Source organism: Streptomyces sp. HNM0645 (genome assembly GCF_030056615.1).
Taxonomy (GTDB): domain Bacteria; phylum Actinomycetota; class Actinomycetes; order Streptomycetales; family Streptomycetaceae; genus Streptomyces; species Streptomyces marianii.
This window is the reverse complement of record NZ_JASHLT010000086.1, coordinates 1-13,027: the sequence shown is the minus strand read 5'-3', so window position 1 is coordinate 13,027 and position 13,027 is coordinate 1. Positions and strand designations below refer to the sequence as shown.

General features: G+C 74.3%; 11 protein-coding genes and 1 other RNA gene. 7 read left to right on the top strand and 5 right to left on the bottom strand.

Annotated elements, in window-relative coordinates; all coding sequences use genetic code 11:
* The first annotated feature begins 107 nt into the window (after nucleotides 1–107).
* Both QMZ92_RS34970 and QMZ92_RS34965 read left to right on the top strand, forming a co-directional pair.
* Nucleotides 108–1,184, top strand: a complete 1,077-nt coding sequence (locus QMZ92_RS34970; protein ID WP_283301844.1) for a Zn-dependent alcohol dehydrogenase — start codon at nucleotides 108–110, stop codon at nucleotides 1,182–1,184.
* A gap of 12 nt (nucleotides 1,185–1,196) precedes the next feature.
* Complete coding sequence (locus QMZ92_RS34965; RefSeq protein ID WP_283301842.1) at nucleotides 1,197–2,138, top strand: 3-oxoacyl-ACP reductase; 942 nt, start codon at nucleotides 1,197–1,199, stop codon at nucleotides 2,136–2,138.
* A 352-nt stretch (nucleotides 2,139–2,490) separates the two neighbouring features.
* Here the strand turns inward: QMZ92_RS34965 and QMZ92_RS34960 are convergent, their stop codons facing one another.
* Both QMZ92_RS34960 and QMZ92_RS34955 read right to left on the bottom strand, forming a co-directional pair.
* Nucleotides 2,491–2,661, bottom strand: coding sequence for a hypothetical protein (locus QMZ92_RS34960; protein ID WP_283301840.1), 171 nt, complete (start codon nucleotides 2,659–2,661; stop codon nucleotides 2,491–2,493).
* Nucleotides 2,662–2,763: 102 nt separating this feature from the next.
* Nucleotides 2,764–3,915, bottom strand: coding sequence for a hypothetical protein (locus tag QMZ92_RS34955; RefSeq protein WP_283301837.1), 1,152 nt, complete (start codon nucleotides 3,913–3,915; stop codon nucleotides 2,764–2,766).
* 318 nt (nucleotides 3,916–4,233) lie between these two features.
* On the opposite strand from QMZ92_RS34955, the gene QMZ92_RS34950 reads away from it, so the two are divergent.
* The 3 genes from QMZ92_RS34950 to QMZ92_RS34940 are packed head-to-tail and all read left to right on the top strand — an operon-like array spanning nucleotide 4,234 to nucleotide 7,063.
* Complete coding sequence (locus tag QMZ92_RS34950; RefSeq protein ID WP_283301835.1) at nucleotides 4,234–5,049, top strand: Nif3-like dinuclear metal center hexameric protein; 816 nt, start codon at nucleotides 4,234–4,236, stop codon at nucleotides 5,047–5,049.
* On the top strand, nucleotides 5,046–5,789 hold the full coding sequence (locus tag QMZ92_RS34945; protein ID WP_283301846.1) for a zinc ribbon domain-containing protein: 744 nt from the start codon (nucleotides 5,046–5,048) through the stop codon (nucleotides 5,787–5,789). Before QMZ92_RS34950 ends, QMZ92_RS34945 begins: the two co-directional genes overlap by 4 nt.
* Nucleotides 5,789–7,063, top strand: a complete 1,275-nt coding sequence (locus QMZ92_RS34940) for a bifunctional RNase H/acid phosphatase (RefSeq protein ID WP_283301833.1) — start codon at nucleotides 5,789–5,791, stop codon at nucleotides 7,061–7,063. Before QMZ92_RS34945 ends, QMZ92_RS34940 begins: the two co-directional genes overlap by 1 nt.
* Nucleotides 7,064–7,735: 672 nt before the next feature.
* Here the strand turns inward: QMZ92_RS34940 and yaaA are convergent.
* On the bottom strand, nucleotides 7,736–8,536 hold the full coding sequence (gene yaaA, locus QMZ92_RS34935; protein WP_283301832.1) for a peroxide stress protein YaaA: 801 nt from the start codon (nucleotides 8,534–8,536) through the stop codon (nucleotides 7,736–7,738).
* Between the two features lie 445 nt (nucleotides 8,537–8,981).
* On the opposite strand from yaaA, the gene QMZ92_RS34930 reads away from it, so the two are divergent.
* A complete protein-coding gene (locus QMZ92_RS34930; protein WP_283301830.1) occupies nucleotides 8,982–10,424 on the top strand; it encodes an RNB domain-containing ribonuclease in 1,443 nt (480 codons plus the stop codon).
* Here QMZ92_RS34930 and QMZ92_RS34925 read toward each other — a convergent pair.
* Nucleotides 10,375–11,205 (bottom strand): hypothetical protein, encoded by an 831-nt coding sequence (locus QMZ92_RS34925; RefSeq protein WP_283301828.1) that lies wholly within the window; start codon nucleotides 11,203–11,205, stop codon nucleotides 10,375–10,377. The genes QMZ92_RS34930 and QMZ92_RS34925 overlap by 50 nt on opposite strands.
* Nucleotides 11,202–11,990, bottom strand: a complete 789-nt coding sequence (locus QMZ92_RS34920) for a MerR family transcriptional regulator (protein WP_283301826.1) — start codon at nucleotides 11,988–11,990, stop codon at nucleotides 11,202–11,204. The genes QMZ92_RS34925 and QMZ92_RS34920 overlap by 4 nt, the downstream gene beginning before the upstream one ends.
* A gap of 286 nt (nucleotides 11,991–12,276) precedes the next feature.
* Between QMZ92_RS34920 and rnpB the strand changes: the two genes are divergently transcribed.
* Nucleotides 12,277–12,619, top strand: an RNA gene (rnpB, locus tag QMZ92_RS34915) — RNase P RNA component class A.
* The last annotated feature ends 408 nt before the right edge of the window (nucleotides 12,620–13,027 follow it).

The following is a 13,027-nucleotide window of genomic DNA, read 5'->3' as shown; positions in this document are numbered from 1 at the left end:
CTCCGCCAGCCGGTCCCGGCTCTCCGCCAGCCGGTCCCGGCTCTCCGCCCCCGGCCCCGTGAACAGCGAAGCCCGAACCCGAAGCCCGACTTCCGAAGGGGGCGCACATGCGCGCTGCCGTACTGCACGAGATCGGCCAGGACAAGCTCGACGTCCTCGACGACGTCGAGACGGTGGGCTTCGGCCCCGGCAAGGTGAGGATCCGGGTCAGGGCAACCGGGCTGTGCCATTCGGACGTCTCCGCGATGAGCGGGGTGCTGCCGCAACCGGCGCCGTTCATCCCGGGCCACGAGGGTGCCGGGGAGGTGCTCGACGTCGGCGACGGCGTGACCGCCGTCAAGCAGGGCGACCGGGTGCTGATGTGCTGGCTGCCCGCCTGCGGAAGCTGCCCGGCCTGCCGACGAGGTCAGACCCAGCTCTGCCTCGCCGGGTTCATGAACGCGGGCACGCCCAACTTCAGGCGTCCCGGCGGCGATGTCTTCGGCTTCGCCGGGACCGGCACCTTCGTGGAGGAGGTCGTCGTCGACGCCGGCTGCGCGGTGCCGATTCCCGACGACGTCCCGTACGAGATCGCGGCGCTCATCGGCTGCGGCGTCACCACGGGGCTCGGCGCGGCCATCAACACCGCCAGGGTGGAGGCCGGCTCGTCGGTCGCCGTCATCGGCTGCGGCGGCGTCGGCATCTCCACCATCCAGGGCGCCCGGGTGCAGGGCGCCGCGCAGATCGTCGCCGTCGATCCGGTGGCCTCACGGCGCGAGGCGGCGCTGGCCTTCGGCGCCACCGAGGCCGTCGCGCCGGACGCGCTCGGCGACGCCAGGCAGCGGATCACCGGCGGCGAGGGCTTCGACTACGTGTTCGAGGTCGTCGGCAAGTCCGCCACCGCGAGGTCGGCGTACGAGACGACCCGGCGAGGCGGGACCCTGTGCATCGTCGGGGCCGGGGCCATGGACGACTTCCTCCAGCTCAACATGTTCGAGCTGTTCTTCGACGAGAAGCGGATCCTGCCTTCGATGTACGGGGGCGGCGATGTGCTCCGCTCCTACGAACGGACCATCGCGCTCTGGCGAGCCGGCCGGATCGACCTGGAATCGCTCATCACCCACCGGGTACAGCTCGCGGAGATCAACGAGGCCCTGACCCAGATGCGTACGGGCGAGGCGCTGCGCACCTGTATCGAGATCTGAGGGGGGACCGCGATGTCACTCCCACTCCAGGGCCTGTCCGCGATCGTCACGGGCGCGGGCCGCGGCCTCGGCCGGGCCGAGGCGCTCGAACTCGCACGGCTGGGCGCGGCTGTCGTCGTCAACGACTACGGGCAGCCGGGCCGTGACGGCTCGGGCGAGGCGTCCACGGCGCCTGCCGAACAGGTCGCGGAGGAGATACGGGCGGCGGGCGGCCGGGCGGTCGCCCATACCGGCGACGTCTCGGACTTCGAGGCGGCCGGGGCCCTCGTCGCCCTTGCCGTCGGCATGTACGGCAAGCTCGACATCCTCGTGAACAACGCGGGCATCCTGCGGGACCGGATGGTCTTCTCGATGAGCGAGGACGAGTGGGACTCGGTGATCCGGGTCCACCTCAAGGGCCACTTCAACACCACCCACTTCGCCTCGGCACACTGGCGCGAACGGTCCAAGGCGTCGGGCGGCCCGGTCTACGGCCGGGTCGTCAACACCTCCTCCGAGGCGTTCCTCGCGGGCTCGGCGGGCCAGCCCAACTACGCGGCCGCCAAGGGCGGCATCGTCGGCCTGACCACCTCGACGGCGTCGGCACTGCGGAAGTACGGCGTCACGGCGAACGCGATCTGCCCCCGGGCCCGTACGCGCATGACCGAGGACGTCTTCGCGGGATTCGGCGAACCGGCCCCCGGCGAACTCGATCCGCTCGCCCCGGAACACGTCGCCCCGCTCGTCGGCTACCTCGCATCCCCGGCCGCGTCCCGCATCACAGGGCAACTCCTCGTCGTCCACGGGGGCATGGTCGCGGTCCTCGACCGCCCGAGGGTCGCGGCACAGTTCGACTCGGCCAAGGAGGCCTTCTCGTACGAGGAGCTGACGGGCCTCCTCGGCCCGTACTACGCGGACCGGGCGCCGGACGAGACCTTCGCGGCGACGGAGGTGCTGTCGCTGAAGCGGGCGTAGTCCCCGGGCTTCCGCCCCACCGGCACGGCCGGCGTACCGGGACGTCGGCCGGCCGATGCCACTCGGTGCGCCGGAACTGCCCGGCACCGCCCGGTTCCGCGCGCCGCCACCGGCTCCCGAGGCGAGGGCCGGGGCCGAGTCGTCGTCGTGGAGACGGCCGGGGGTGTGAGCGGGGCGCTCCGGTGGCGGCCCGGTGTGAGCGAGGGTCTCCACGGAGGCGGCCGCGGATCGGGCCGTCGTCGTGGAGACGTCCGGCGACGCGCGTGCACCCACGAGGCGGCCGTTGACGTGGGTGAGGGCCGCCGCGGGCTTCCGCGGCGGCCCTCACCCACCCATGCGCCTCGCGGCGCTGCTATGCCGCCTCGTCCTTCGTCGGGCGGCGGTGGCGGCCGTGCGCCGGAGACGTCGTGTCCTCCGAAGCAGCGGCACCGCCCCGGTGCTTGCCGGAGCCGACGGCCTCGGCCTGGTTCGCGCCCGCTCCCTGCGGACGCGCCTGGGTCGTGTCGGTTCGGGCCTCAGACATGTGGGAATTCACCCCGTTGTTCCATCGCCGATGTGGTGTCACCGGGGTAGCCGTCACCGTCGGCATCCGCACGGCGCGGCTGCGTGTCCCCGGCCGCAGAGTCTAACCAGGTGCCGCGCGCCCCGTGAGAGGCGCCTGCTGCAGCGGCACGGGTCTGCACGGGGCAGTTCCCGTACCTCCGTGCGGTTCCCCACCTGCGCGTTCCGGTTGTGCCGGTTCCATGGCGGGTGCGGGCGGAAGGAGGTCCTGGGGAGGCTCCAGCCGCGCCACCCCGCATGTCACCGCCTCCGTCGTGCAGGGCAGTTGCAGCACCCCCTCCCGGCTCCAAAGCCCGGAACCGGCCAACCATCCTTCCGGTGAAGGGAGTTGGTGCAGACGCCGCCCGGCCGGCCGCCAGACCCCCACCCATGTGCCCGCCGCCGCGTCGATCCTCAGCGCCACCGCGCAGCTCTCCGGTATCAGGACCCGCCCCGGCTGGATCGCGAACGGCGTCACCGCCGCGTCCGGCAGCCGCAGGCACTCCGGGAACCGAGCCGGCCGCAGGCTCCCGAGCACACCCCACCCCAGCCGGTCGTGGCCCGCCGCGTCCGAGCGGATCATCAGCAGCCCGCTCTCCGCGTCGGCGAGCAGCAACCGGTCGTTGCTGTCCTCCGTGATCTGCAGCAGCGGCGTCACCTCGCCGCCCCGCTCCAGGTCGACGACCACCGCCTTGGTGATCCCGTCCCGCTCGCGGTCCAGTGCCAGCATCCGGCCCGTGCGGTCCAGCCACACCCCGCCCGAGCAGCGGCCGGGCACCTCCGCGACCCGCTCGGGCCCGAACGCCCCGCCCGCCACCAGCCACACGGCCGTCGAGCTCTCGCCCGGCGCCAGCGCATAGGCACAGGTGCCGTCCGGGGACGGCGGGAGCAGCCGAAGCTCGGCCGACTCCACGGAGCCCAGCGGAAGTTCACCCGTGCCCGGCCCCGTCGGGTAGAGCAGGGAGAACGAACGGAGCCCCGCCACCCGCCGGTGGACCAGCACCCGTCCGTCGGCGAGCGGGGCCACCTCCGTGTCGGCCTCCTCGGGCTGGCCGAGCGGCAGCGGCACCGCGTACGGCTCCGGACCGTCGAGCGTCCAGCGCTCGGCGAACAGGGCGTCTCCGCGCCCCGCGAGGCGCGCCGCGTAACTGCCGCCCGCGCCGACCGTGAGCGCCGCCCGCGGTTCGGGCCGTACGGCCTCGTGCTCCGCGGCTTCCTCGATGGCACACGCTGTCATCGGATGGTCACCTCCGGCCATCGAAGCTAGTTTTCGCACTTCCAGCCGAACACCGTGAGCCGGTTCACTTCACACATAAGGATGGCCGAATCCGGATTTGCCTGAGGGAGGGGCGGCTGTTGTGCTCCAGGGGGCGAGGACCGAGGCGAGGCGCCTGAGCCGGGCCGCCGGGGGCCGTTCGTGCGCCACCGCCGCGGAGGAGTCCTCTCGCACGTCGGGGCCGCCCGGTCGGGTGGACCGGGGGCCGCCCGGCCGTGCGGGTCCCCGGGGCACCCGGCGACGGACGGCCGGACACGGCGGGCAGGTAGCCTTGCCTCCGTGCCCCGTCTGTCTGAAGTCATCGCCGAGCTCGACGCCCTCTGGCCTCCCGAGCGGGCAGAGGAATGGGACGCCGTCGGCACGGTCTGCGGTGAGCCCGACGCCGAGATCACCCGCGTCCTCTTCGCCGTCGATCCCGTCATGGAGATCGCCGAGGAGGCCGTCGCACTCGGCGCGGACCTGGTCGTCACCCATCACCCGCTCTATCTGCGCGGCACCACGACCGTCGCGGCCTCCCACTTCAAGGGGCGGGTCGTCCACACCCTCATCAAGCACGACATCGCCCTGCACGTCGCGCACACCAACGCCGACACCGCCGACCCCGGCGTCTCCGACGCCCTCGCCGGCGCTCTCGACCTCCGCGTCACCGGTCCCCTCGTGCCCGAGAACGGCCTGGGGCGGATCTGCGAACTCGACCACCCCGAGACGCTGCGCGAGTTCGCGGCCCGCGCCGCCGCGCGGCTGCCCGCCACCGCCCAGGGCATCCGCGTCGCGGGAGACCCGAACGCGACCGTCCGCCGCGTCGCCGTCAGCGGCGGCTCCGGCGACAGCCTCTTCGGGGCCGCCCGGGCCGCCGGCGTCGACGCGTTCCTCACCGCCGACCTGCGGCACCACCCCGTGTCCGAGGCCGTTCAGCAGGCGCCGCTCGGGCTGGTCGACGCCGCCCACTGGGCCACCGAGTGGCCCTGGTGCGAACAGGCCGCCGCCCAGCTCGACGAGATCTCCGACCGCCACGGCTGGAACCTGCGGGTCCATGTCTCCAAGACGGTCACCGACCCCTGGTCCTCCCACCACACCTCTGGAGCCCCCAACTGAACGCCGCGCCCGCCGACCAGATCCGACTCCTCGACGTCCAGGCCCTGGACGTGCGTTTGTCGCAGATCGCGCACAAGCGCAGGTCCCTGCCCGAGCACGTCGAACTGGAGTCGCTGAACAAGGACCTCTCGCAGCTGCGCGACCTGCTCGTCGCCGCGCAGACGGAGGAGAGCGACTGCGCCCGCGAGCAGACCAAGGCCGAGCAGGACGTCGACCAGGTCCGCCAGCGCTCCGTGCGGGACCAGCAGCGTCTCGACTCCGGCGCGATCACCTCTCCCAAGGACCTCGAGAACCTCCAGAAGGAGATCGCCTCGCTCGCCAAGCGCCAGGGCGACCTGGAGGACGTCGTCCTCGAGGTCATGGAGCGCCGTGAGTCCGCGCAGGAGCGCGTCGCCGAACTGACCGAGCGCGTCTCCTCCGTCCAGGCGAAGGTCGACGACGCCACGGCCCGCCGGGACGCTGCGTTCGAGCAACTCGACGGCGAGTCCGCGTCGGTCGGCAAGGAGCGCGAGGTCGTCGCCGGCTCGGTGCCCGCCGACCTGATGAAGCTCTACGAGAAGCTCCGCGAGCAGCAGGGCGGGGTGGGCGCGGCCCGGCTGTACCAGCGCCGCTGCGAGGGCTGCCACATCGAGCTCAACATCACCGAGCTGAACGAGGTCCGCGCCGCCGCTCCCGACACGGTCGTGCGCTGCGAGAACTGCCGCCGCATCCTCGTCCGCACGTCGGAGTCCGGTCTCTGATGCGCGGGCTGGTCGTCGAGGCCGACGGGGGTTCCCGGGGCAACCCGGGACCGGCGGGGTACGGGGCCGTCGTCCGCGACGCGGCGAGCGGGGAACCGCTGGTGGAGCGGGCCGAGTACATCGGTGTCGCCACGAACAACGTCGCCGAGTACCGGGGCCTCATCGCCGGTCTGAGGGCGGCGAGGGAACTCGATCCCGACGCCCGGGTGCACGCCCGCATGGACTCCAAGCTCGTCGTGGAGCAGATGTCGGGCCGCTGGAAGATCAAGCATCCGGACATGAAGCCGCTCGCGGCCGAGGCCGCGGGGATCTTCCCGTCGGGACGGGTCACGTACGAGTGGATCCCGCGCGAGCGCAACAAGCACGCGGACCGGCTGGCCAACGAGGCCATGGACGCGGGACGCCGCGGCGAGCAGTGGGAGCCGTCGGCGTCCTCGGCGGCGCTGTCGTCCTCCGCCGAGGACGTGCGGGCGGCCCGGGTCGTCGGTGACGCGGCGGCGGGCGCGGCGAAGGCACGGGCGGCACTGGCCTCCCGTACGGGGAACGCGGGTGTGTCCGAGACGGGCGGGTCCGGTGCCCCGGCGCGCGCGGTGGCCGCGCAGGCGACGCTGCCCAAGAGCACCGAGGTGGAGGGCGCCGGCTGGGGCCCGGACCTCGGGCCGCCGGCGACGTTCGTCCTGCTGAGGCACGGAGAGACCGCGCTGACCCCGGAGAAGCGGTTCTCCGGCAGCGGCGACCACGAGCTGTCCGCGGTCGGCCGTCGCCAGGCCGAGGCCGTGGCGGCGGCGCTGGCCGAGCGCGGCACGATCCAGGCGATCGTCTCCTCGCCGCTCAAGCGCTGCCGGCAGACCGCGGAGGCCGTCGCGACCCGCCTCGGGCTCGACGTGCGGATCGACGACGGGCTGCGCGAGACGGACTTCGGCGCGTGGGAGGGCCTGACCTTCGCCGAGGTCCGGGAGCGGTACGGCGACGACCTCGACGCCTGGCTCGCGTCCCCGAAGGCGGAGCCCACGGGCGGCGGCGAGAGCTTCGCGACGGTGGCGCGGCGGGTCGCGGCGACGCGGGACCGGCTGGTGCGGGAGTACCGGGGGCGCACGGTCCTCGTGGTCACCCACGTGACCCCGATCAAGACCCTGGTCCGCCTGGCCATCGGCGCGCCCCCGGAGTCCCTGTTCCGCATGGAGCTCTCGGCTGCGTCGGTGTCGGCGGTGGCGTACTACGCGGACGGCAACGCCTCGCTGCGGCTGCTGAACGACACGAGCCACTTGCGCTGACCACGGCGCTGCGCGGCCGCGCGCGGGGCCCCGGGCCTTCGGCACCGGGACGGGCCGGGGCCGGGGAACGTGCCGGGGTGCGGGGGCGTGATCGGGGCACGGGCGTGATTCATGGCGCCCGGGCCCGCCACGCTCACGGTCGCGTCGGGGCGCGGCAGCTCATGCGCGCGCGGCCACGAGCCCCGGCGCCGACCCGACCGCCACGCCCGCCGCTCGGGCAGGGCGCGACGGCCCAGCCCGTCCGGCGATCGCGGACGGCCGCGCCGGCCACACGGACGACACCTGCCACGCCGGCGGCACGGCCGAAAACCACCGCGAGCGCCCGCGCAGCGCGAACTGCCGCACGCCCGCCACGAGCGCAAGGGCGAGCGGGACGACCTCGGCGGCGTCGTCCAGCACGACGACCGGGACGACGGGGCCAGGCCGAGCACGGAGGTCAGCCGGCGCCCTCCCCTGCCAAACGCTCCGTGCGACGCATGGTGCACCCCGCGCACAGCAAGGGGGTCGGCGGGCACAAGGCCCCCGGCGGGCGCACGCCGGCCGACGGCGGACGCGTGACGGTCGGCGAGCGCCGTGGCGGTCTGCGCCTCCGCGTTTCTCCGGCAGCAGCGGCTCCACCGCGGCCAGGATGCTCGCGTCGTCCGCGCCGGGGGCGGCGTCACCGGCGGACGGTCAGTGGATCTCCGTCACCACCACGTCGAGCGCCCACGCCTTCCCCGGCCGGTCCGGCGCCTCCGCCTCGACCGTGTATCCGAGGTCGCGCAGCGCCCCGACCAGTCCGGCCGGGTCCTTCGGCGCGGCGCCGGACTCCAGCAGACCGCGCACGATGCGGCCCTTGGTCGCCTTGTTGAAGTGCGAGACCACGGAGCGCTTCTCGACGCCGTCGACGATCTGCGAGTGCAGCACCCGCACGGTGGCCGTACGGCCCGCGATCTCGCCCTTCGGCCGCCACGCCGCCGCGTACGCCGACGAGCGGAGGTCCAGGACCAGCCCGTCCCCGGCGGCCTCGGGCAGCGCGGTCGCCATCGGTGCCCGCCAGTGCGCGGCCAGCGCCCCGAGACCGGGCAGCTTCACGCCCATCGAGCAGCGGTAGGAGGGGATCCGGTCGTCGACGCGGACCGCGCCCCAGAGCCCGGAGAACACCAGCAGCGACTTCCGGGCCCGCCGGCGCGCGGCGGCGTCGAGCGTGGCCAGTCCGAGCGCGTCGTACAGCACGCCCGTGTAGATCTCGCCGGCCGGGCGCGCTCCGGCCGTGCGCAGCCCGGCGTTCTTCGCGACCTCGTCCCGCAGCCCCTCGCTCAGCCCGAGTACGTCGCGGGCCTTCTCCTCGTCCGCCAGGCACAGTTCCACGAGCTCGTCGAGCACCTGTGTGCGCGCCGCGGCCAGGGCGGGCAGCGACAGGGCCTCCGGCTTGAGCGGCGCCCCCCGCCCCGAAGCGGCTTTGCCCTCGGACGGCGGCAACAGCACGAGCACGGCGTTTCTCCTCTGCGACGTACGGACAGCGGGGGTGCGGCCCCTCGCCAGCGTAGTCGGCCGCATCGGCACACCGCGCCGGCCGTCCGCAGCCCGCCTCGCGGGCCGTCCGCAGCAGCGGACTCCGCCGCCACGCACGCCGCCGTCGCGGAACCCCTTCCCTCACCGGCGGTCGTGCGCGGAGCGCCTGCGTCCACCGGTGGTCCTGCGCGGAGCCCCTTCCCCCCACCGGTGGTCGTCGCGGACCCCCTGCGTTCACGGGTGGTCCTGCGCGGAGCGCCGTCGTCCAGCGCGCCCGGGCACGGCGGGCGGGGACCGTGCCCGGGGCCGGTCCCCTGGCCGGGCACGGTCCCGGGGCCGAACTGCGGGCGGGGCCGCGCGGGTGCGACCGGGGCACGCCCACGCCCCGGTCGCACCCCCGTCGCCCCCGCCATACGCTCGGCACATGCCACGCCGTCGTATGCACGTGACCTGCGCGGCCGGCGACCTGCTGCTGGCCTGCCTGTGCGCGCTGCGGGCACGGCTCGGCGTACCCGCGGGGTTCCCGGTCGAGGTGCTCGTCGAGGCGGAGCGGACGGCGCGGGACCCGCGGCCGCCGGAACGGGACGCGACGGACGTCCCGTTCTTCACCGTCGACCCGCCGGCGTCCGCCGACCTGGACCAGGCGATGTATCTGGAACGGCGGCCGCGCGGCGGCTACCGGGTGCGGTACGCCATCGCCGACATGGCCGCGTTCGTGCCGCCGGGCGGCGCGCTCGACGCCGAGGCGCACCGGCGGACGCAGACGCTGTACTTCCCCGACGAGAAGGTCCCGTTGCACCCCCCGGTGCTCTCCGAGGGCGCGGCCAGTCTGCTGCCCGGCCGGACCGCGCCCGCGCTGCTGTGGACCCTCGACCTGGACGCGGACGGCCGGACCGTCGCCACCGACGTACGGCGGGCCCTGGTCCGCAGCCGGGCCAGACTGGACTACGCGGGGGTGCAGCGGCAGATCGACTCGGGCGCGGCGGAGGAGCCGGTGGCCCTGCTCAAGGAGATCGGGCTGCTGCGCGAGCGGCTGGAAGTGGAGCGGGGTGGCATCTCGCTCAACCTGCCCGAGCAGGAGATCGTCACCCAGGACCACTCCTACGCACTGGAGTTCCGCGCCCCGTACCCCGTGGAGCGCTGGAACGCCCAGATCTCGCTGCTGACCGGCATGGCCGCGGCCGGGCTGATGGTCACCGCCGGGACCGGCATCCTGCGGACCCTCCCGACCGCGCCGGGCGGAGCCGTCGCCCGGCTGCGCAGGACCGCGCGGGCGTTGCGCGTCCCCTGGCCGCACCATGTCCCGTACGCGCAGGTCGTCCGGTCGCTCGATCCGTCGAACCGCCGGCACGCCGCGTTCCTCCAGGAGTGCACGGCGCTGCTGCGCGGCGCCGGCTACAGCGCGTTCAGCGGCGGACGGCTGCCCGACCCCTCGGTGCACGCGGCCGTCGCGGACGTGTACACGCACTGCACCGCCCCGCTGCGCAGGCTCGTCGACCGGTACACGGGCGAGCTGTGCCTGGCCGCGTCCGAGGGCCGGGAGCCCCCGGAGTGGGTACGGGAGTCACTGGACGTCGTCCCGCGGGAGATGGTGGAGGGGAACCGGCGTGCGAACACCGTCGAGCGCCAGAGCGTCGACACCGTCGAGGCGGCCCTGCTGACGGGCCGGATCGGCGATGTCTTCGACGGGTTCGTGGTGGACGTGCGGGAGGGTGAACCGGACCTCGGCACCGTCCAGTTGGACGATCCGGCGGTCGTCGCCCCGGTCGACGGCGACGGGGCTGAGCTCCCGCTGGGCGAGGCGCTGCGGGTGCGGCTCACGCTGGCCGATCCGGGGGCGGCGCAAGTGCGGTTCGCGCCCGCGTGACCGCCCGCAGCAGGTCACGGGCGTCGTCGGCGTGGCAGCGAACGGTGTGCACCCGGCGCGTCCTGCCCAGCAGCCCCACCGACTCGACGGGTTCCGACAGCGTGAGGGTGAGCGACGTCTGCGCACCGACGGGCAGGTTGAGCACGCCGTCCTCCTTCTTGTCGTGCGTGAACACCAGCTCGTGGGAGGCAGAGGCGATCCGCTCCAGCGGGATCCGCAGATCGACGTGGGCGGCCTGGCGCAGCCGCAACACGTCCTCGGACAGCGTGTGCGGCCGGGTCACGGACGCCGCGTGCAGACCGACGACGAAGAGGACGGTGTAGACGTCGAGGACGAGCACCACGGCGTGCAGCACCGGCCAGGGGCTGAGCAGGTACGACATCCCGACGGTCTCGACGACGCAGACGAAGCCCAAGCCGAAGAGGAGCGCGGCCTGGTTCCGGGCGTGCCCGAAGACCTGGTCTCCCGGGCCGACACCGGTGCGCCGCCGGGCCGCCCAGAGCAGCAGGCTCCACATGAGCCGCAGTTCGTGCCCGGCCAGCCGGAGCACCGGCTCCGGCACCAGCTCCCGCACGGCCTCGCGCGGTGTCATCCCCTGCCCGCGCCACAGACGGAGGAACACGGCGGCCTCGGCCAGCAGCAGGAGCAGGACGGCCGCCTCGGCGGCGGCCATCACCTGCGCGGGCGGCCGGAGCCCCGCCATCAGGCAGACCAGGAGCGCCAGTTCAGCGGGCAGGACGAGATAGGCGACACCTCTGAGCAGGCGCTTCACCCGCGTCACCGGGCCCGCTCCGCGACGAGGCGCAGCGCGCGGCGCACGGCCTCGGCCTGGGCCGGGGGGAACTCGGCGAAGAAGGCGTCCATTAACGTGCTCCCGCCCTCTCCCGCCGGTGCGCCTTTCTCCCCGAGCTCCTCAGCGACCTCGTCGGGCATGCAGTCGGCCAGCGCCCGGGCCGCCGCCTCGACCCGGGGATCGCCGGTGTCGGCGTCGGCGAGCGCGTCGAGCAGCCCGTACACCTGGTACGCGCGCTCCACCGCGCCCGGAGCCTCGGTCATCCGTCGCATCGCGCCGAGCAGCCGGTCGCGCTCCCCGGCCGGGACGACCGTGTCCAGCAGGGCGAGCACCTCGCGGTCCTTCGCCGCCGTCGCGGACTCGGGCCGCCCGGCGGTCTCCGCGGCGAGACTGCCGAACAGCGCCGCCAGCTCCGGCGACACCGGACCCTCGGCGGGCAGCCGCCCGGAGCGCGCCTGCTCCAGCACCGCACCCAGCCGTTCGCGCCGTTCGGAGAGCAGTCCCTGCTGCCGGGCGAGATCGTCGTCCAGCTCCTCCAAGACCCCCACGAGCTCCCGTCCCGCGTCGTCGGCGAGCACGTCCCTGACCTCGTCGAGCCCGAGCCCGAGCTCCGTCAGCCGCCGGATACGGGCGAGCAGCACGGCGTCGCGCACCGAGTAGTCCCGGTAGCCGTTGGCCCGGCGGGTGGGCTCGGGCAGCAGGCCCTGATGGTGGTAGTGCCGCACGGCACGCGGGGTGACCCCGACGAGTGCGGCGATCTCTCCGATCCGCATGGCCTCAGTAGAAACCCTGACGCTGCGGCAAGGTCAAGCGGGAACGAGCAGGTCAAGCGGGAACGAGCAGGTCAAGCGGGAACGAGCAGGCTGGCGGAACCGGTGGGACCGGCGGGACCGGCGGGTCGGCGGGGCCGGGAGCGGGCCGGGAGGGTCGGCGGGAGTGCGGGCTCCGGCGGGGCCCGGGAGGGGCGGCGGGAGAGCACGGTCCGGCGGGAGCCGGTACGGCGGTGCCCGGACCCGGATGCGCCGGGTAGCATGGTCGACACGGCAGACGAGCCGGGCGGACGGCCGCGTGAGGACCCTCAGGGGCCTCCCGAGGAACGTCCGGGCTCCACAGGGCAGGGTGGTGGGTAACGCCCACCCGGGGTGACCCGCGGGACAGTGCCACAGAGAACAGACCGCCGGGGACCTCGGTCCCCGGTAAGGGTGAAACGGTGGTGTAAGAGACCACCAGCGCCTGAGGTGACTCAGGCGGCTCGGTAAACCCCACCCGGAGCAAGGTCAAGAGGGGCCGCCGCCCGAAAGGGACGGTGGCCCTGCGCGGACGACCGAGGGCTGCCCGCCCGAGTCCGCGGGTAGACCGCAGGAGGCCGGTGGCAACACCGGTCCTAGATGGATGGCCGTCTCCCCGGCGACCGCGAGGTCACNCACCCGGAGCAAGGTCAAGAGGGGCCGCCGCCCGAAAGGGACGGTGGCCCTGCGCGGACGACCGAGGGCTGCCCGCCCGAGTCCGCGGGTAGACCGCAGGAGGCCGGTGGCAACACCGGTCCTAGATGGATGGCCGTCTCCCCGGCGACCGCGAGGTCACCGGGCGACAGAACCCGGCGTACAGCCCGACTCGTCTGCCGCCACCTGCGGCTTTGCCTGGGAAAGGGTCTCTGACGCGTAAATAGCAGCAGGTCAGGGTCGGTGTGGGCAGCATTGGACGCCCGGTGGCCGTGGGGTCGCCGGGTGTCCGGGGTCGTCGGTCAGGCTGGCTGCTCCCTCGGGTTGAGGGTGACGGTGTAGCCGAGCTGGTTGAGCTGGTTGATCGC